The 19,373-nt window shown below is 66.3% G+C and carries 17 protein-coding genes and 1 pseudogene; 9 read left to right on the forward strand and 9 right to left on the reverse strand.

Annotated features, from left to right (window positions below):
* The first annotated feature begins 43 nt into the window (after positions 1–43).
* Positions 44–1,210: an acyl-CoA dehydrogenase family protein gene (locus GGC64_RS33300; protein ID WP_192726867.1), complete on the forward strand. Its 1,167-nt coding sequence runs from the start codon at positions 44–46 to the stop codon at positions 1,208–1,210.
* A gap of 6 nt (positions 1,211–1,216) precedes the next feature.
* Here GGC64_RS33300 and GGC64_RS33305 read toward each other — a convergent pair whose 3' ends face one another.
* The 5 genes and pseudogenes from GGC64_RS33305 to GGC64_RS33325 form a co-directional block, all read right to left on the reverse strand.
* The gene (locus GGC64_RS33305) at positions 1,217–2,323 is read right to left on the reverse strand and encodes a hypothetical protein (protein WP_192726868.1); all 1,107 of its coding nucleotides are present in this window, start codon (positions 2,321–2,323) and stop codon (positions 1,217–1,219) included.
* A 13-nt stretch (positions 2,324–2,336) separates the two neighbouring features.
* Positions 2,337–2,909 (reverse strand): annotated as a pseudogene (locus GGC64_RS33310) (RDD family protein); the annotation flags it as partial.
* Positions 2,910–2,912: 3 nt separating this feature from the next.
* Positions 2,913–3,587: an RDD family protein gene (locus GGC64_RS33315; protein WP_192726870.1), complete on the reverse strand. Its 675-nt coding sequence runs from the start codon at positions 3,585–3,587 to the stop codon at positions 2,913–2,915.
* A 120-nt stretch (positions 3,588–3,707) separates the two neighbouring features.
* A complete protein-coding gene (locus GGC64_RS33320) occupies positions 3,708–5,102 on the reverse strand; it encodes a cystathionine beta-synthase (protein WP_192726871.1) in 1,395 nt (464 codons plus the stop codon).
* A 54-nt stretch (positions 5,103–5,156) separates the two neighbouring features.
* On the reverse strand, positions 5,157–6,218 hold the full coding sequence (locus GGC64_RS33325) for an alpha/beta hydrolase (RefSeq protein WP_225952764.1): 1,062 nt from the start codon (positions 6,216–6,218) through the stop codon (positions 5,157–5,159).
* A 197-nt stretch (positions 6,219–6,415) separates the two neighbouring features.
* Between GGC64_RS33325 and GGC64_RS33330 the strand changes: the two genes are divergently transcribed.
* Both GGC64_RS33330 and GGC64_RS33335 read left to right on the forward strand, forming a co-directional pair.
* Complete coding sequence (locus GGC64_RS33330; protein WP_192726872.1) at positions 6,416–7,381, forward strand: SGNH/GDSL hydrolase family protein; 966 nt, start codon at positions 6,416–6,418, stop codon at positions 7,379–7,381.
* 32 nt (positions 7,382–7,413) lie between these two features.
* Positions 7,414–8,631 carry an acetyl-CoA C-acetyltransferase gene (locus GGC64_RS33335; RefSeq protein WP_192726873.1) on the forward strand — a complete coding sequence of 406 codons (1,218 nt, stop codon included), beginning with the start codon at positions 7,414–7,416 and terminating at the stop codon, positions 8,629–8,631.
* Between the two features lie 144 nt (positions 8,632–8,775).
* On the opposite strand, the gene GGC64_RS33340 is transcribed toward GGC64_RS33335, so the two are convergent.
* The gene (locus GGC64_RS33340) at positions 8,776–9,624 is read right to left on the reverse strand and encodes a Bax inhibitor-1/YccA family protein (protein WP_192726874.1); all 849 of its coding nucleotides are present in this window, start codon (positions 9,622–9,624) and stop codon (positions 8,776–8,778) included.
* A gap of 159 nt (positions 9,625–9,783) precedes the next feature.
* Here GGC64_RS33340 and GGC64_RS33345 point away from each other — a divergent pair, with 159 nt between their 5' ends.
* From GGC64_RS33345 to GGC64_RS33355, 3 genes are read left to right on the forward strand one after another with little or no spacing between them, the layout of a single operon-like run.
* Positions 9,784–10,821: an enoyl-CoA hydratase/isomerase family protein gene (locus GGC64_RS33345; protein WP_192726875.1), complete on the forward strand. Its 1,038-nt coding sequence runs from the start codon at positions 9,784–9,786 to the stop codon at positions 10,819–10,821.
* Positions 10,818–11,597, forward strand: coding sequence for an enoyl-CoA hydratase (locus GGC64_RS33350; RefSeq protein WP_192726876.1), 780 nt, complete (start codon positions 10,818–10,820; stop codon positions 11,595–11,597). The genes GGC64_RS33345 and GGC64_RS33350 overlap by 4 nt, the downstream gene beginning before the upstream one ends.
* A 10-nt stretch (positions 11,598–11,607) precedes the next feature.
* Positions 11,608–13,302, forward strand: a complete 1,695-nt coding sequence (locus GGC64_RS33355) for an alpha/beta-hydrolase family protein (protein WP_192726877.1) — start codon at positions 11,608–11,610, stop codon at positions 13,300–13,302.
* On the opposite strand, the gene GGC64_RS33360 is transcribed toward GGC64_RS33355, so the two are convergent.
* Both GGC64_RS33360 and GGC64_RS33365 read right to left on the reverse strand, forming a co-directional pair.
* Positions 13,299–13,670, reverse strand: a complete 372-nt coding sequence (locus GGC64_RS33360; RefSeq protein WP_192726878.1) for a rhodanese-like domain-containing protein — start codon at positions 13,668–13,670, stop codon at positions 13,299–13,301. The genes GGC64_RS33355 and GGC64_RS33360 overlap by 4 nt on opposite strands.
* The gene (locus GGC64_RS33365; protein WP_192726879.1) at positions 13,670–14,221 is read right to left on the reverse strand and encodes a cysteine dioxygenase family protein; all 552 of its coding nucleotides are present in this window, start codon (positions 14,219–14,221) and stop codon (positions 13,670–13,672) included. Before GGC64_RS33365 ends, GGC64_RS33360 begins: the two co-directional genes overlap by 1 nt.
* Positions 14,222–15,173: 952 nt before the next feature.
* On the opposite strand from GGC64_RS33365, the gene GGC64_RS35215 reads away from it, so the two are divergent.
* The 3 genes from GGC64_RS35215 (at position 15,174) to GGC64_RS33380 (ending at position 18,505) form a co-directional block, all read left to right on the forward strand.
* On the forward strand, positions 15,174–17,018 hold the full coding sequence (locus tag GGC64_RS35215) for a hypothetical protein (protein ID WP_192726880.1): 1,845 nt from the start codon (positions 15,174–15,176) through the stop codon (positions 17,016–17,018).
* Positions 17,019–17,081: 63 nt separating this feature from the next.
* Positions 17,082–17,516 (forward strand): lipoprotein LpqV, encoded by a 435-nt coding sequence (locus tag GGC64_RS33375; RefSeq protein WP_192726881.1) that lies wholly within the window; start codon positions 17,082–17,084, stop codon positions 17,514–17,516.
* A 26-nt stretch (positions 17,517–17,542) separates the two neighbouring features.
* On the forward strand, positions 17,543–18,505 hold the full coding sequence (locus GGC64_RS33380; protein WP_192726882.1) for a patatin-like phospholipase family protein: 963 nt from the start codon (positions 17,543–17,545) through the stop codon (positions 18,503–18,505).
* A 1-nt stretch (position 18,506) separates the two neighbouring features.
* Here the strand turns inward: GGC64_RS33380 and GGC64_RS33385 are convergent, their stop codons facing one another.
* Positions 18,507–19,364 carry a patatin-like phospholipase family protein gene (locus GGC64_RS33385; RefSeq protein WP_192726883.1) on the reverse strand — a complete coding sequence of 286 codons (858 nt, stop codon included), beginning with the start codon at positions 19,362–19,364 and terminating at the stop codon, positions 18,507–18,509.
* Positions 19,365–19,373 lie beyond the last annotated feature (9 nt).

The raw sequence follows: 19,373 nt of genomic DNA on the forward strand, positions 1-19,373 counted from the left end.
TATCGAGGCCCGCGTCACTGCTTCACCGGTGTAGGAATGGACCATGCCTACCCGGATCGAAGACCTGCTCGACCTCGACACACTGCTGACGCCAGAAGACATCGAGCTGCGCCAGACCGTGCGCCGGTTCGGTGAACAGCGGCTGCGTCCACACATCGCCGACTGGTTCGAGGCCGGTGAGGTCCCGGTCCGCGAGTTGGCCGCCGACCTGGGCAAACTCGGCGTGCTGGGCATGCACTTGAAGGGCTACGGCTGCGGCGGCTCGACTGCGACGGCCTACGGGCTGGTGTGCCAGGAGCTTGAAGCCGTCGACTCCGGGTTGCGCAGCCTGGTCTCGGTGCAGGGGTCGCTGGCGATGTTCGCGATCTACCGCTGGGGCAGTGAGGAGCAGCGCAACCAGTGGCTGCCCGCGATGGCAACCGGCGACGTCATCGGCTGCTTCGGGCTGACCGAGCCGGACTTCGGGTCCAACCCCGGCGGCATGCGCACCACCGCGCGCCGTGACGGATCCGACTGGATCCTCAACGGTTCGAAGATGTGGATCACCAACGGCTCGGTGGCCGACGTCGCGATTGTGTGGGCGCGCTCCAAGGAAGGCATCGTCGGCTTTGTCGTGCCCGCAGGCACCAAGGGCTTTTCGGCGCGCGACATGACCCACAAGCTGTCCCTGCGCGCGTCGGTCACCTCAGAGCTGCATCTCGACGACGTGCGATTGCCCGCCGACGCCCAATTGCCCGACGCCTCAGGCCTTTCGGGACCGCTGAGCTGCTTGTCGGAGGCGAGGTTCGGCATCGTGTTCGGCAGCGTCGGCGCGGCACGCGACTGTCTGGAGACCGCACTCGACTACGTCGGCACCCGCGAGGTATTCGAAAAACCGCTTGCCGGATATCAACTGACGCAAGCCAAGATCGCCGACATGGCGGTAGAACTCGGCAAGGCGCAACTGCTCGCGCTGCACCTGGGTCGGCTCAAGGACGACGGCAGGATCCGGCCGGAGCAGGTGAGCGTCGGCAAACTGAACAATGTGCGCGAGGCGATCAAGATCGCCCGGCAATGCCGAACACTGTTGGGCGCCAACGGAATCACGCTGGAGTATCCGGTCATCCGGCACGCCAACAACCTCGAGTCCGTGCTGACCTATGAGGGCACCTCCGAGGTGCACCAGTTGGTCATCGGAGAGGCGCTGACGGGTGTCAGCGCCTTCCGATGAGCCTCGTTACTGCTGTGGCGGTGGGCCGTACTGCTGTGGCGGTGGGCCGCCGAACTGCTGCGGCGGTCCCCCTGGCGGCAGCGGCTGCGGGTTCAGCGCGGCGGTCTGTCCGCCGGTGAGCTGCCGGTAGGCGTACACCAGATAGAGCGCGGCGACTGGGGCGGAGACCAGCACCCCGACACCGCAAACCACCAGTCCGACAACAAAGATCACCGCTGCCAGCAGCCAGGTCAGAAGCGCCTGAACGAAATTCGCCCTGGCGATCTCGATGCTGGCCTTGATGCCGTCGATCGGCGACAGGCTGCGGTCGACGATGGCGACAGTGGTGAACACGGTGAAGATCGCAACCACGATGCCCAAAATGAAGCAGAGCGAACCGATTGCGGACGCGATGCCGACGAGCACCGTTGCAAGAACGACGCTGCCGACCATGCGGGGCTTGAAGAACGACCCGATCGACACCGGCTGCCCGTTCGCGATGTCCAACACGCCGCCGTAATACGCCGACTGCATCGCGGCCACTGCGACCAGCATCAAGAGTCCGCCGAGCACCAACACCGCGATGCTGGCGACACCGAAGGAGCTACTCGCCGAGTACTCGAAGCCGCTGCCATACGAGTCGTAGGTGGTCACCGGGCTCGGAGCCAACGCGAATGCGAGGCCGTAGATGACCCCGTAGAGCACGCCTGCGATCAACGCGTACACCAGCGTCGCGACGACGAGCGCCGAGGCGTTCTCCCTGAACTTGCCCCACGCCCACGAGAAGGCCTGGCCGATGTCGACCTGGGCTTGTTGCGGCGCAGGCGCATACCCACCCGGCGGCGGGTAACCCCCTGGTGGCGGGTAACCACCCGACGAGGGCGGCGGTGGCGGCGGATACCCACTCTGTGGAGGCGGCGGATAGCTACCCGGCGGTGTCGGTGGCGGATAGCTGCCCGGCGGAGTCGGCGGTGGATAGCCCCCGCCGGGAGACTGGGGTGGCGGGTAGCCGCCGCCCGGCGGCGGTGGGTAACCACCCGGTGGCGGCGGTGGTGGGTAGCCACCCGGCGGTGGGTAACCACCCGGTGGCGGTGGCGGATTGTTCCCCGACGGAGGGGGCGGTTGATCGGTCATTGGCCCTTCCTGATTACTGCTGCGGCCGCAGCGGTTGTGGATTGAGTGCCGACTGCTCTATCGGCACACATATCGTCGACATGATCTTGTCGGCAATGGTCTGCCGCTTGGCGTCCCACAGGGGGAAAAGAAAGCCGATATAGCAGAAGATCGCGTCGACGACGTGGGCGATCTGACGAAAGATCGACAAGCCGAAACCAATTGGCTGGCCGGTCTTCTCGCTGATCACTTTGAACTTCATCACCGACTTACCGATGCTCTGGCCGGTGGTGCCCTGCCGGTACCCCCAGTTCCAGATCCAATAGGCCAGCGCGATGAGATACGCCAGGACGTAGACGATCAACCCGAAGGCGGTCATCGACGACGTGCAGTAGACACCGTAGTCGTACTGGCCGCTGACGCACTGGTTGTCGGCCGTGCCGAAGGCGATACCCGCTCCGATACCTATCACCACGGCGGCGGGGACGAAGTCGATGACGTATCCGACCACACGCGTAAACCAAGGCGTGTAAGCCTCTTTCGGCAACGCGGCCGCCGGCGGTGGCGGCGGTGACGGATCGGTCACTGAATCTCCAGGAGTCGCCGGTAGCTAGATCGGCAGTGCGATCGTACTGAAGATCTTGTCCACCAACGTCTGCCGCTTCTGATCCCACAGCGGGAACAGGACTGCGATGATCCAGAGGAGGCCGCAGATGGCAGCAGCCAGCATATAGACGAGCTCGCGCACGAAGGACATTCCGAAACCAATTGGCTGCCCTGTCTTTTCGCTGACAATCTTGAACTTCATGATGCCCTTGCCGATGCTCGAGCCCGTGGTGCCCTGGCGGTAGCCGAAATTCCACACCCAGTAGGCGAAAGCAATGATCCCCGTGACGATGAGGGCCGCCTGGCCGAGCGTCGACGCCCCGGTCGCGCAGAACTCACCGAGGTCATACTCGGACGTGTCGGTGATACATGCCGTCTCCTGGGTGCCGAGCAATATGCCCCAGCCGATGGCTTCCAGGATGATGATCGGAATCGCGTCGATGAGGTAAGCCAGCACACGCGTGACCCATGGCGTGTACGCCTCTTGGGGCAGCGCCGGTCCGCCTGCCGGCGCAGGCGGATAGCTCGTTGCGGCCTGCGACGGCGGCTGGTAACCACCACCCGCAGGCGGAGGAGGCGCGTAACCACCACCCTGCGGCGGCGGAGGCGGCGGATAGCCACCGGGTGGAGGCGGCGGAGGCGGATAGTTACCAGGGGGCGGTGGCGGTTGATCGGTCATGGACGCCTTCCAGTGTGAAATTAGCTGGCAACGAGCGTGCTTACACTAACCTGAGAGGTCCCTCATAGCAGGGCTTTCCACTCGGAAGTCGATCATGAACGCCCGCCCCCGGGCATATCACTATCGGCGGATTATGCCGTCGGACAGAAAGCCGAGCAGGTCGTGACGGGTCAGCACACCGACCGGCTTGCCTTCCTCGACCACCATCACCGCATCGCATTCGCGCAACGCCTTGGCGGCGTTGCTGACCAGTTCCCCGGCGCCGATCAACGGCAGCGGCGGGCTCATGTGCACCGAAACCGCGTCGGCGAGCTTCGCCCTGCCTTCGAACACCGCGGAAAGCAGTTCCCGCTCCGACACGCTGCCTGCGACCTCCCCCGCCATCACCGGCGGTTCCGCCCCGACGACCGGCATCTGCGACACGCCGTACTCGCGCAGGATGCCGATCGCGTCGCGCACGGTTTCCTGCGGATGCGTGTGGACCAGGTCGGGCAGCGCACCCGACTTGCCGCGCAATACGTCGCCGACGGTCGACTCCTCGACCGAACCGTCCAACCGAGTGCGTAGGAAGCCGTAAGACGACATCCACGCATCGTTGAAAACCTTTGACAGATAACCTCTTCCGCCATCAGGCAGCAGGACGACCACCAGTGCGTCAGGCCCCGCCTGCTCTGCGACCTTGGCCGCGGCAACTACAGCCATGCCACACGACCCACCGACCAACAGCGCTTCCTCGCGCGCGAGGCGCCGCGTCATCTCGAACGAGTCGGCGTCGGACACCGCGATGATTTCGTCGGCGACTGTCGGGTCATACGCCGACGGCCAGAAGTCCTCACCGACGCCCTCGACCAGATAGGGCCGCCCGGTCCCGCCGGAGTACACCGAGCCCTCGGGGTCGACGCCGACGATTTTGACCTTCCCGCCAGAGACTTCCTTGAGGTAGCGGCCTGCGCCGGTGATGGTGCCGCCGGTGCCGACACCCGCGACGAAGTGGGTGACCTTGCCGTCGGTATCCGCCCAGACTTCCGGGCCCGTCGTCTCGTAGTGGCTGGCGGGCCCCATCGGGTTGGAGTACTGGTCGGGCTTCCACGCCCCGTCGATCTCTTCCACCAGCCGGTTGGAGACGCTGTAGTAGCTGTCGGGATGATCGGGCGGCACGGCCGTCGGGCACACCACGACGTCGGCGCCGTAGGCGCGCAACACGTTCTGCTTGTCCTCGCTGACCTTGTCCGGGCAGACGAAGATGCATTTGTAGCCGCGCTGCTGGGCCACCAGAGCTAACCCGACGCCGGTGTTGCCTGAGGTCGGTTCGACGATGGTGCCGCCCGGCTTGAGTTCGCCGCTTGCCTCGGCGGCGTCGATCATCTTGACCGCGATGCGGTCCTTGCTGCTGCCGCCGGGGTTGAGGTATTCGATCTTCGCGGCGACGGTGCCGGCGCCGTCGGGGACAACTGAGTTCAGCTGTACCAGAGGCGTATTGCCGATGAGCTCACTGACGTGCCGGGCGATGCGCATGCGTCCATCGTCTCAGGCCCGAGATGGAGTAGAAAGGCGGCCTCCTGCCGCTTGCTACCAGGTGGCCTCTTTGATGTAGTCGCCGATCTGTTTGAGCGATCGACTCGCCTCGGTCACCATCGGGGCAGCCAGCTGGAAGACGTGCATCTGGCCCGGCCAGACCCGCACCTCGACGGGCACCCCGGCGGCGGCCAACATGTGTGCCGCCTTGCGGGCGTCGCTGACCAGAACCTCGGATCCCGACACATGAATCAGCGTGCGCGGAAGTCCCGGCTCGATGTGATCGAGCGGCTCGTAGACAGCTTCGGGCTTTCCGTCGACGACGTTTCGTTCTGCTGCCTCTTCGATGAGCTCCACGAGTGCGTGGAATGCCTTGGGCGGGAACATCACATCGGTCCGGACGTTGGGGTGATTGGCCCGGGTTTCGTTGTCGATTTCGAACAGCGGTGACATGGTCACGATGGCGGCCGGCGTCTCACTTGCCAGGCCTTCCTGCTGCAGCTTCTCGGCCAGCGCGAGTGCCAGATAACCGCCCGCGGAGTCACCGGCGAGGACGATCTGATCAGGCTCGTAGCCCTTGATCCTCAGCCACTTGTACGCCTCATAGCAGTCGTCGAGCGCCATCCCGACCGAGTGCTTCGGGATCATCCGGTAGTTGACGACGAGCACCGGGCTGTCTGCGTACTTCGACAAAGCCGTGACCAGTCGGCCGTGGGAGTTCACGCCACAGGTCAAAAACGCGCCGCCGTGCATGTAGAGAATGACGCTGCGCTTGCCGTCGGCGGGAAGCACACCTGAAGCGCGGACCAACTGTGCGGTGCAATTCGGCAAAGAAATGGTGGCTCGCACGGTGCCGGGGGCCGGACGCATGACGCGTGAGACAAAGTCGACCAAACCCCATGGCCAGGGCAGGCGCGGCGCATAACTACCGATTGCTAGGGTCGGCCTGATAGTTAGCAGAGCCGCGAGCGCAGTCACCCGTCCCGCGATACTGGGACCGTCTTCGACAACTTCTACGGGCGCGCCGTCGCTGACCGGGAATTTGCGCGGCTTGTGTGCTCTAGCTGGGCTTACGCCGGCATGAGACGCTGTCGATGCCTTACTTGGTGCCGTCATTGCCACCACTCCTACGCCTGTGTAGTGCCGGGGTGCGCCAGACTTAACTGGGCTAACCGGTCTAGGTTAGCTTGACACCCTATAAGCCGTTCAACAATCGACTTGTCAAAATCGATACCGGACTTGATACCGCAATGTGACCGCCGACCACGTCTTGCCACGCGGATAGCCCCCGATTTCCCACTTAAACTTGTCCCGTGCGCATTCGTGTGGGGCGTCGGTCGACCATCGCCCTGGCGGCGGCAGCCGGGCTGGCCTCGACGGGCACCGTTTACGTCGGGGCCCGCAACCTGCTGAGCGAGCAGGCTGACCAGGCACGACAGGTCATACCCAAGTCCTGGGACATCCCTCCGCGCGCCGATGGCGTGTATTCGCCGGGCGGTGGTCCGGTCGAGAAGTGGCATCGCGGCATCCCCTTCGACCTGCACCTGATGGTCTTCGGGGACTCCACAGCTGCAGGCTACGGCTGCACGGTGGGCGACGAGCTGCCCGGTGTGCTGATCGCGCGGGGGCTTGCCGAAGAATCCGGCAAACGGGTGCGGCTGAGCACCAAGGCGATCGTCGGCGCGACGTCCAAGGGCCTGTCGGGCCAGATCGACGCGATGTTCGTGGCCGGTCCGCCGCCGGATGCGGCCGTGATCATGATCGGCGCGAACGACATCACCAAGCCGAACGGCATCGGGCCGTCGGCGCGCAGAGTGGGCCGCGCGGTGCGACGACTGCGGGCCAGCGGCGCGGTCGTGGTCGTCGGCACCTGCCCGGACTTCGGTGTGATCACCGCGATCCCGCAGCCGTTGCGCTGGGTGGCACGCAGCCGCGGCTTGCGGCTGGCCCGCGCACAGGCCGCGGAGATCCGCTCGGCAGGCGGTGTGCCCGTTCCGTTCTCCGATCTGCTGGCGCCGGAGTTTCGCAAGATGCCGGAAGTGCTCTTCAGCCACGACATGTTTCATCCCTCGGCGGCGGGATATGCGTTGGCGGCCAGCCAGTTATTGCCTGCGCTCGGTAATGCGTTGGGAGAGTTCATCGGTCACCCGGTGGCCGATGACGCGCTGGAATCGCGATCGGGCGAGCACAGCTCGTTACTGTCCCGGGTCGGCAACATCAGCAGGCTGTGGCGTCGCTCGACCGGGGTCCCCGCACCCGTCGTGGTGCCCGCCAGCTAGGTTTCTCGTATCACGGGACACGAGGAGCCGTCATGACTGAAGCCGTCATCGTTTCGACCGCGCGTTCGCCGATTGGCCGCGCAGGCAAGGGTTCGCTGGTCGATATGCGGCCCGACGACCTGGCAGCCCAGATGGTGCGCGCTGCGCTGGACAAGGTGCCGGGGCTCGATCCCCGCGAGATCGACGACCTGATGATGGGCTGCGGGCAGCCCGGCGGTGAGGCCGGCTTCAACATCGGCCGCGCAGTGGCCGTCGAGTTGGGCTACGACTTCCTGCCCGGCACCACAGTGAACCGCTACTGTTCGTCGTCGCTTCAGACCACCCGGATGGCGTTCCACGCGATCAAGGCGGGCGAGGGCAGCGCATTCATTTCCGCTGGGGTGGAAACGGTTTCGCGGTTCCCGAAGGGTACGTCCGACGGCTGGCCTGACTCGCACAACCCGTTGTTCGCCGATGCTGAGCAGCGGTCAGTGCAGGCATCAGCCGGCGCCGACGAGTGGCACGACCCGCGTGCGGACGGGCTGCTGCCGGACGTCTACATCGCGATGGGCCAGACCGCCGAGAACGTCGCACTGCACACCGGTATCAGCCGCGAGGACCAGGACCACTGGGGTGTGCGCAGCCAGAACCGCGCCGAAGAGGCCATCAAGAGCGGCTTCTTCGATCGCGAGATCGTCCCGGTGACGCTGCCCGACGGCTCGACGGTGAGCAAGGACGACGGGCCGCGCGCAGGCACCACCTATGAGGCGGTCAGCCAGCTCAAGCCGGTGTTCCGGCCGAACGGCACCATCACCGCGGGCAATGCCTGCCCGCTGAACGACGGCGCGGCCGCAGTTGTGGTGGTGTCGGACGCGAAGGCCAAGGAGCTTGGGCTCAAGCCGTTGGCGCGCATCGTCGCGACCGGTGTGTCCGGGCTGTCGCCGGAGATAATGGGTCTTGGCCCGATCGAGGCAACGCGTAAGGCGTTGGCGAATGCAGGCATGACGATCGACGACATCGATCTGTACGAGATCAATGAGGCGTTCGCGGTGCAGGTGCTGGGCTCGGCCCGCGAGTTGGGAATGGACCTCGACAGGCTGAACGTGTCCGGCGGTGCGATTGCGTTGGGTCACCCCTTCGGAATGACCGGTGCCCGCATCACCGCGACGCTGCTGAACAATCTGCAGACCCACGACAAGCAGTTCGGTCTGGAGACGATGTGCGTCGGCGGCGGCCAGGGCATGGCCATGATCATCGAGCGCCTCAGCTAGCTTTCATTTCTGCCGCGAGTGTGGGCGTAATACACGCCGAACGTGAATTCGCGTGCCTTAAGCCCACACTCGGCGCAACGCCGTGGGTGCAGACTCAACGACAAAGGCCCGGCACATTTCGTGCCGGGCCTTTTCGTCGGGTAGCTAGTTACTGCTGTTCAAGTAGGACAGCAGTCGCAGGATCTCCAGGTACAGCCAGACCAGCGTCACGGTCAGGCCGAGCGCGATGCCCCATGCCGCCTTCTCTGGCGCGCCCGCGCGGATCGCCTGGTCGGCCTGGTCGAAGTCCGACAGGAAGAAGAACGCCGCGAGGCAGATCATCAAGAGCGAGAACAGAATCGCCAGCGGGCCGCCGTCGCGCAGCGGTCCGGCGCTGTGGGTGAAGAGCCCGACCACCAGGTTCACGATCATCAGCACAACGGCACCGAAACCGGCCGCCACCAGGAAGCGGGTGAACTTCGGCGTCACGCGAATGGCGCCGGTCTTGTACACCACGAGCATGCCGAAGAACACGCCGAGCGTGCCGACGACGGCCTGGCTGATCAGCGCGCCCGCGCTGATGCCCGACACCATGAAGTTGGCGACGACGAAGGAGAACGTGCCGACGACCAACCCCTCACACACCGCGTAGCTCAGCACGATGCCCGGGTTGTCCTGTTTGCGACCGAAGATCGCGACCAGGATCAACACCATCCCGCCGATCAGGCCCACCATCATCAACGGCATGGCAAGCGCGATGTTCTGCGCGACCACGAAGTACGCCGCGACCGCGACCGCCGCCAGCACGCCCAGCGTGATGCCGGTCTTGGTGACGACGTCGTCGATGGTCAGCGGCCGCGAAACGCCCGCCTGCCGCTGCTCTGGGTACGCGCCTGCGTATGGGTCGGCATTTACCGCCTGCGCACCGTAGCCGGCGGCTCCGGTACCGAACTGCGCATAACCGCCCTGCGTCTTAGGCAGGGATCGAAATACCGGGTTGCTGGTCTCCCGCACCGTCGGATCCTCTCCATGTGCTGTGGTTCGACAAGTCGACGAACACACTCTCAACGTTCGACTACCTGGCATCGGTTCCCGAGGGGACCTCCCAGCTAGTTCACAGGAAACCCTACCCGGCGCTGCTGTTTTCCGGACGACGATCTAGATTGCATAAGCGTGGCGGAAAACGAGGATGTCCTAGTAACTGTCGAGAACGGCGTCGGCCTGATCACTCTCAACCGCCCCAAGGCGATCAACTCGCTGACCCATCCGATGGTCACCGCGATGTCGACGGTGCTGGCCGACTGGGAGACCCACGACGGTGTCCACGCTGTCGTCGTTGACGGCGCAGGCGAGCGTGGCCTCTGCGCAGGCGGCGACATCGTCGTGATCTACCACAGTGCGCGGGCCGACGGCTCCGAGGCGCGACAGTTCTGGTACGACGAGTATCTGCTCAACGCGCAGATCGGTCGCTACCGCAAGCCGTACGTCGCGCTGATGGACGGCATCGTGATGGGCGGCGGAGTCGGCATCAGCGCTCACGGCAGTGTCCGCGTCGTCACCGATACCACGAAAATGGCGATGCCCGAAGTCGGTATCGGCCTGATCCCCGACGTCGGCGGGACGTTCATTCTGTCGCGGGCACCGGGTCTGCTCGGCCTGCACGCCGCGCTGACGGGTGCGAACTTCGACGGTGCCGACGCGATCGCCCTCGGCTTCGCCGACCATTTCATGCCCCACGACAAACTGCCCGCATTCAAGGAAGCGATCGTGGTCGACGGTATCGACGCGGCGCTGGCCGCATACGCCACGGAGCCGCCGCCGAGTCACCTACTGGCGCAGCGGGATTGGATCGACCAGTGCTACGCAGGCGACAGCGCCGAGGACATCATCGCGGCGCTGCGCGGCCATGACGCAGGTCCCGCCAATGACGCCGCCGGGCTGATCGAGAAACGCTCCCCCATCTGCGTGTCCGTGGCGCTGCAGGCCATCCGCCGGGCCGCCAAGCTCGAAACACTCGAAGACGTGCTGCGCCAGGAGTATCGGACGTCGTGCGGATCGTCACGTTCGCATGATCTAGTGGAGGGCATCCGCGCCCAGGTCATCGACAAAGACCGCAACCCGAAGTGGTCGCCCGCGTCGCTGGCGGCCGTTACCACCGCCGACGTCGAGGCATACTTCGCGCCGGCCGATCGCGAACTGGAGTTCTCATGACCGACTACGAGACCATTCTGGTCACGCAAGACGACCGCGTCGGCACCATCACCCTGAATCGGCCCAAGGCGCTCAACGCGCTCAACAGCCAGGTGATGAACGAAGTCGTCTCCGCCGCAGCGGAATTCGACAACGACCCCGGCATCGGCGCGATCATCATCACCGGCTCCGGCGAGAAGGCGTTCGCGGCGGGCGCCGACATCAAGGAGATGGCCGAGCTGTCATTCGCCGACGTGTTCGCCGCTGACTTCTTCGCCGCGTGGGGCAAGTTCGCCGCCACCCGCACCCCGACCATCGCCGCGGTCGCCGGCTACGCGCTCGGTGGCGGGTGCGAGCTCGCGATGATGTGCGATCTGCTGATCGCCGCTGACACTGCCAAATTCGGGCAACCCGAGATCAAGCTCGGCGTGCTGCCCGGCATGGGCGGCTCGCAACGGCTCACCCGTGCGATCGGTAAGGCCAAGGCGATGGACCTGATCCTCACCGGTCGCAACATGGATGCCGAAGAGGCGGAACGCGCCGGCCTGGTGTCGCGCGTCGTGCCCGCCGACAAGCTGCTCGACGAGGCCAACGCCGTCGCCAAGACCATCGCCGGCATGTCGCTGTCGGCGTCGCGAATGGCCAAGGAGGCCGTCAACCGTGCCTTCGAAAGCACGTTGGCCGAAGGACTGCTGTTCGAGCGCAGGCTGTTCCACTCTGCATTCGCCACCGACGACCAGACCGAAGGCATGAACGCGTTCACCGAGAAACGCCCACCGAACTTCACGCACCGGTAAATTTTCGTCCGTGACGGACACGGCGGAAGCCACCGAGGAAAGCCCTCCGCAGCAGGAGCCCGCCAAGAAGCCGTGGTGGGAGAGGCATTACACCTTCACCGGCACAGCCGTCGGCTTGGTGTTCATCTGGCTGTCGCTGACGCCGTCGCTGCTGCCGCGCGGTCCGTTGTTCCAGGCCATCGTCAGCGGCGCGGCCGGCGCCATCGGCTACGGCATCGGCGTGTTCATCGTCTGGTTGGTGCGCTACATGCGCTCGAAGGACACCAGCCCGCCTGCACCACAGCAGGCATGGGTTGGGCTCCTGGTCATCGGCGTCATCGGCCAGGTCCTGATGATCATCTATTTCCACGTGTGGCAGGACGATGTGCGCGACCTCAACGGTGTGCCGCGCCTTGGGTTCTGGGACCACCCGCTGACCGCCGTGCTGTCGATCGTCGTGCTGTTTGTGTTCGTCGAAATCGGCCAGCTGATAGGCAGATTGGTGCGGTTCCTGGTTCGCAAGGGCGATCGCTTTGTGCCGCCGCGCATTTCGGCCGTCATCGTGGTCGGGCTGCTGCTGGCGTTGACCATCGCGCTGCTCAACGGCGTGGTGGCTCGTGTCGCGATGAGCACCATCAACAAGACGTTCTCGGCGGTCAACGACGAAACCGACCCCGATTTCCCGGCGCCGACGTCGAAGCTGCGGTCCGGCGGGCCGGAGTCGTTGGCAAGCTGGGAGTCGTTGGGTCATCAGGGCCGGGTATTCGTTTCTGCGGGCCCGACGATCGACAAGCTCACCAAGTTCAACGGCGCACCGGCGATCGAACCGATCCGGGCCTACGCGGGACTGCATTCCGCCGACGGCATCAAGGCCACGGCCAAGCTGGCCGCGGAGGAGTTGCGCCGAGAAGGTGGGCTGAATCGCGCGGTGGTCGCCGTCGCAACCACGACCGGCACCGGCTGGATCAACGAGGCGGAGGCCTCCGCGCTGGAGTACATGTACAACGGCAACACCGCGATTGTTTCGATGCAGTACTCGTTTCTGCCGAGTTGGCTGTCGTTCCTGGTCGACAACGAGAACGCGCGCCAGGCCGGCCAGGCGTTGTTCGAAGCCGTGGACGCGTTGGTGAAGGGTCTTCCCGAGGGCACGCGCCCGAAGCTCGTCGTATTCGGGGAAAGCCTCGGGTCGTTCGGCGGCGAGGCACCGTTCCTGGCCCTCAACAATCTCGTCGCCCGCACCGACGGGGCGTTGTTTTCCGGGCCGACGTTCAACAACACGATCTGGGACGACCTGACCCGCAACCGCGACGAGGGTTCCCCGATGTGGTTGCCGATTTACGACAAGGGCGACAACGTCCGCTTCGCGGCGCGTTCCGAGAATCTCGGCAGGCCGGCGGATCCGTGGGGCCATCCGCGGGTGGTGTACCTTCAGCACGCGTCCGATCCGATCGCGTGGTGGAACGTGGATCTGCTGTTCACCCAACCGGATTGGCTGAAGGAACCGCGCGGTTATGATCTGTCACCGCGGATGGATTGGATCCCGATCGTGACGTTCCTTCAGGTGTCCGCCGATATGGCGGTCGCGGTCGACGTGCCCGACGGGCACGGCCACGTCTACGTCAAGGACGTCGCCAACGCCTGGGCGGCCATTCTGCAGCCGCCGGGGTGGACGCCGGCAAAGACCGACAAGCTGCGCCCGCTGCTGTCGAACGACGAAAACGCTTAGACGACAACCCCTTCGGCCTTCAGCGCGTGATAGCCGCCGACGACGTCGGTGGCGCGGTGCAGTCCGAGGTCGACCAGCGCGGCGGCGGCCAGGCTCGAGGTGTACCCCTCCGAGCACAGCACCACCCATTCGACGTCGTCTCCGACGGCCTGCGGTAACCGGGCGTCGCTGGTCGGGTCGCAGCGCCACTCGAGCACATTGCGCTCGATCACCAGCGCGGCGGGCACGTCGCCCTCGCGCTCGCGCTGCGCCTGCGGTCGGATGTCGACAAGTAGCGCACCGCGCTCCAGTGCTGCGGGCACCTCACGCGCCGAAAGCCTGTGCAGCCGGGAGCGGGCCTGTTCCAGCACGCGATCGATTCGACTCATCATCCCTCCGGTGCGTCGGTGAGTTCGGTTCGCTTGCGGCGCAACGTCTTCCGCTCGGTCACCTCGTAGTAGGACATCGCCGTCAGCGGCGGCGAGTACGCGTGCACACTGATCGTGGGATTCACGGGCGCCGACAGGTCGCGTTCAGGCGTCCAGACCACGTCATGCACCCAGCCGAGCGGGAAGGCGGCCTGATCACCCGCCCGAAGGCGACGGCGCCGCAGGGCCTCCCCGTCCCAGCGCGTCTCCCGCAGTGCGCCGGAAACCACCGTCAGCGCGCCAAGCGACCCACCGTGATCGTGCAACTCGGTCGAGCGATCCGGCACCCAGCTGATCAGCCAGACATCGAGTTCGTCGTCGCCATGCAGGCGCGTGAACCAACGCTCGTCGGGCGGCGGTCCGTCAACCGGCAGCAGCTGGTCGAAACGGCCCGACAACACGTCGTCGGCGTAGCGATCGGTGGCTTGCAGCAGGTCGGGCAGTCGCAGGCGGGTCGGCGAGGATACGGCCGGGACTGCAGAGGGCAACACAGCAGGCTGCGCGGAAACCATGAAGAACTCCAGAAAATGGGCGAGGACGGATCGGGGGGCGGGCGCTTACGCCCCGCAACACTCGAGCAGTCCGGTCCTCACGCCGTACAGTGTGGCACCGCCGAGCGGTCGCCCGGCAGCACGTTGTCGCATCGCATTCGGGCCCCTCTGGAACTGGCCTGCTCAGACGCGCGAATACCGCTAGATTCACGGTGAGCTTAAGTATCTGTCCCAAATATGGGACTAGTGCTTCGATCTTGTTGCTAAAACTGCAGGGAATTATTTGCCAGAAGCGTCAATTTGGGTCCTAATTTGGCCTACTGGGTTCGGATTGTGGCCCTAACGGCTGGGCCTCCGATCCATACGCTGCGCGTCGAGCAGGCATATCGCCATTTGGTTTGGACAATTTGCGAAACAGTCGGCCGACGTTTCTGCGGCTGCGTCGATTAGACGCATCAGATGACAAATTTGCCATCTTTGCGAGCTGTGACGCGGATGCCCCCACCTCCCGACCCCGCGGCGACCAGTACGACGGCCCCACTCGCGTTGGGTCAACCACCCTTCACGGCGCTGGTCGCAAGCCCGAGGTCGCATGCGGCACAGGTCATTCCCCAACTTGCCGGCCCCGGATCGGACCAGGCTGCTGCGCCGCGGGTGGAATGAGCAGGGGCAGTTCGGCACCTGCCCGAACGCCTTGCCACCGACAGTCGGCGACACCCGTCGCTCAGCCCGGACTCCCGCTCGCCATGACGCCATGCCGAAGGGAACCCGAGCATGGTTGCTGACAGGCACCAGATGCATGGCCCAGCAAGTGGCACTTGCGGGCTTGGCAATCGCAATCTCGCGATATTTATCTGCCAGTTGCTGTGAAAAGTCATTCGGACTGTGCTAATTATTATTGTTGCTCGCAGCGAGTTGCTGATTAGCCACGAAATAGAGCGCAGGCTCACTCACCGGTGAAGGGATGGCATCGATGACGGCCAAGTACCCCAAGGGCGCAAAGCATGGACGGCCGGGCAAGAAAACGCTGGTCACCGCCGCTGTGACAGGCGGCGTGCTCGCTGCTGCCGGGGCGGGCGCCTTCGATGTGTTCAATGGACCGGACGGGTCCCCTGTCCCCGCGCCGGTGATGCACACCCCCAGCTTGGCTGCGGCCATCCTGCCCAACCCGACCCCCAACCCGCTGCTGGCGGCGGCCCAGCCCATCGTGGCCCCGGACCCCGACGGCGGGCTGGCGGTCGGTGGCGGTGCTGCCCCTGCCGGCGTCGACCCTGCGGCACCTCCCGCCGCAGAACCCGTGACGGCGAGCTCCGATCCGGCGCCGGGGCTGTGCGGCGGCACACCGATCATCGGCCAGAACTGCGTCACGCAGGCGTTCGCACCCATGACCACGTTCGACACTCAAATCGCGGCGTTCAGCCCGCAGAACCTGGGCTTGCAGACCGCCAACGTGGCGAATGCGTTCGCCGGCCTGCCGATGAGTGGCATCTCGGCGTTCCTCGGTGGCGGCGGCAGCTCACCGACCGCCAAGCCGGCTGCCACTGACGACCCACCCTCGACTCCGACCACTACTGGCCCAGCACGGAATCCGTTCGCAGAGGCCATCGGCCAGATGACGTTCAACAGCGTCAAGGTCGCCGGGATCTTCGTCAACAACGGCGACGAGCCCGGTGAGAACGGCGGACTGCTCTTCGGCAACGGTGCTGACGGGGCCGACGGTCAAAACGGCGGCCGCGCGGGCCTGTTCTTCGGCCGCGGCGGTAACGGCGGCAATGGCGTCGAAGGCGTCAACAACGGCAATGGCGGTGACGGCGGTTCCGCCGGATTCTGGGGCAACGGCGGATCGGGCGGTGCCGGGGCCAGCACGACGACCGCCGAAGGCAACACAGTCGCAGGCAACGGCGGCAACGGCGGCAATTCCGGGTTGGCGTTCGGCAATGCCGGTGACGGCGGTGCAGGCGGCACGGCCACCAGTGCGAACGGCGACGCCATCGGCGGGCAGGGCGGTTCCGGTGGCAGCAACACATGGACCGGTTCCGGCGGCATCGGCGGCGCGGGCGGTGGCGCCACCAGCGACTCAGGCAACGCCACGGGTGGCACCGGCGGTGACGGCGGCCACACCGGCAGCCTGTTCGGCTGGGCAGGCGGCGGCGGCGCGGGCGGCACGGCGACAAGCAACACCGGCGACGCAACCGGCGGCACCGGCGGCAACGGCGGCGGACTCGGCACCGAAGGTGACAGCGGCGACGGCGGCGCAGGCGGCGGGGCCACGACCGGAACCGGTACTGCCACCGGCGGTTCGGGCGGCAACGGCGGAAGCAACATCTTCAACGGCACCGCAGGCAACGGCGGAACAGGCGGCACTGCAGCTGCGACCACCGGCACCGCCACCGGCGGAACCGGCGGCAATGCGGGAACCGGCGGCATCGACGGGCAGGGCGCCAACGGTGGATCCGGCGGCGACGCAACCGTCGGAACCGGTTCGGCCACAGGCGGATCCGGCGGATCGGGCGGCGGCAGCGGCCTGATGCAAAACGGTGGCGACGGCGGCAACGGCGGCACCGGCACCGCGACCACCGGCACCGGCACCGGCGGCTCTGGCGGCACCGGCGGTGGCACCAGCTGGGCGAACGGCTACCACGGCGGCACCGGCGGCACGGGCGGCAATGGCACCGCGACCACCGGCACCGGCACCGGCGGTAGTGGTGGCACCGGCGGACACGACGGCCTCGGCGCGGCAGACGGCCAGGGCGGCGCAGGCGGCACCGGCACCGGGTCGGCAGGCGGTACGAACGGCGGGACCGGCTCGAACGGGTAGCCGGTGAGTCCGTAGGGGCCAGGCGCCCGAACGGGCTCGAACGCGTTGCATAGATTGGGCGGCATGCGCAGGTACCCCCAATGCGTCGTGCTGTGCACTGCACTGCTGGCGTTCGCGATCGCCGGATGTTCGTCGAGTGAGCAGAAGCCGTCGACGACAGCCAACCCGTCGACCACCGAGCCGCCCCCGCTGCCCGCAGCACCTGCTGAGCCCGGCGCCATCGGCGTCTCCCCCGGCGGCGTCACCACAAAGGTCGACGTACCGGCCGATGCGACGGAATCGCAGTACGGGCAGGCTTGCCACGCCGCCAAGGTGTGGATGGACGAGCAGCACTCTGCCGACCCCAAGACCCTCGTTGAGCCCTACCTGAAGCTGATCCAGGCGCCCGACTTCACCGGCCCCGGGAACTTCAACACGCCCTGGGCCAACCTGACGCCGGCGCAACAGGCGGGCGTCATCGTGGCGATCACCGCCGCGGGCAACGGCGAGTGCGAGTAGCAGCAGCAGCAGCGCAGAATAGCGGTATGGCTTCCAAGCGTGTCGCCCTGGCTCTGGGGAGCGGCGGCGCGCGCGGATACGCCCACATCGGCGTCATCGACGAACTGCGCGACCGCGGTTACGACATCGTCGGGATCGCGGGCTCGTCGATGGGTGCGCTCGTCGGCGGGTTGCAGGCCGCAGGCAAGCTCGACGAATTCGCCGACTGGGCCAAGTCATTGACGCAGCGGGCGGTGTTGCGGCTACTCGACCCGTCAATCAGCGCCGCGGGGGCGCTGCGGGCGGAGAAGATCCTCGACGCGGTCCGCGACATTCTCGGTGAGGTGACGATCGAGGAGTTGTCGATTCCGTATACCGCGGTGTCGACTGACCTGCTGTCGGGGAAATCCGTTTGGCTGCAACGTGGTTCGGTGGACGCGGCGATTCGGGCCTCGATCGCGATCCCCGGCGTGATCACACCGCATGTGTTCGACGGACGCCTGCTCGCCGACGGCGGCATTCTCGACCCGCTGCCGATGGCGCCGATCGCGGCCGTCAACGCCGATCTCACCATCGCGGTCAGCCTGGCGGGCAGCGAAGCCGGCGGCCGCTACGAGCCGACCGACACCGAACCGCGGGCGTCGACAGAATGGTTGAGCCGGATGTGGCGAAGTACCACGGCCCTGTTCGAACGCACGGGTGCCGCGCCCGACGAGGCCGCCGACGAGCTGGTCGACGTATCCAAGAACGACCCCGCAGAGGCGGTAGATGCGGTCGAGCCGGTGCCGAGGCTTGGCAGCTTCGAGGTGATGAACCGCACCATCGACATCGCCCAGGCGGCGCTGGCACGCCACACGCTGGCGGCGTATCCACCCGATGTGCTGATCGAAGTGCCGCGCACGGCGTGCCGCAGCCTGGAGTTCTATCGCGCAGCCGAGGTCATCGACATCGGCCGCGAGCTGGCCGTCGCCGTTCTCGACGAGCTCGAAAAGTCAACGCAGGCGCACTGATTCAGGTCTCGAGGAAGTCGGCGACCGCCGCGGCGACGCGACGACCCTGCTCACGGCCCGCCAACGCCGACGGCGTGCGGCACGCCGGGTCCAGTGGATTGGGACCGAATGCGGCGAGCGACTCGTCGTCGGCGAACACTCCGAATGTCGCCGCGGCGAACGTGTCGACCTCATCGGCAGCGCCGTCACCGAACGGCGATGGCGTCGAACGGCCCGACGGCACCAGCACCACCACGACATCGCAGTCGCCCGCGAGCGCGATGTTGACACTGCTTCCGACCCCGCCGTCCATATAGCGCCGGTCACCGATCGTGACCGGCGGCCAGACACCCGGCACCGCGCAGCTGGCCGCGACAGCATCGACCAGGGCGACACCCGAGTCGTTGTCGAACGTGACCAGCTCGCCGGTGGCGGTGTCGATCGCGGAAATCCGCAACGCCCGCTCGGGCCAGTCATGCGACGGCAGCCGGTGCGCAATCACCTCGCGGCGCACCGCCTCGCTGACGGTGGCCGTGGACAGCGCAACTGCGCCGATCTTCTGCAGCTTCTGCGTCTGGGTCGTGTTCGGCGTCAGCATCGCGGCGACGAACAGGTCGGTGATCTCCTCGATGCCGACGTTCGGGGTGAGCTCCGTCGACGACGCGCTGATCTGCCGGTCGAACAGCGCATCGAGCCCAAGGCCGCTGCTCAGTTGCGCGGCGACCGTCGAGCCTGCCGACGTGCCCACCAGCACGTCGACGTCCAACAGGGCCTTCGCAGTCTCCGGCGACTCGTCAGCGATGCCGCGCAGTACTCCGGTCTCCCATGCGATGCCTGCCAGTCCTCCACCGGCCAGCACCAGGGCGCGTTTCGTTGCCACGGCAGCGAG

The sequence above is a fragment of the Mycobacterium sp. OAS707 genome (assembly GCF_014873705.1).
Lineage (GTDB): Bacteria > Actinomycetota > Actinomycetes > Mycobacteriales > Mycobacteriaceae > Mycobacterium.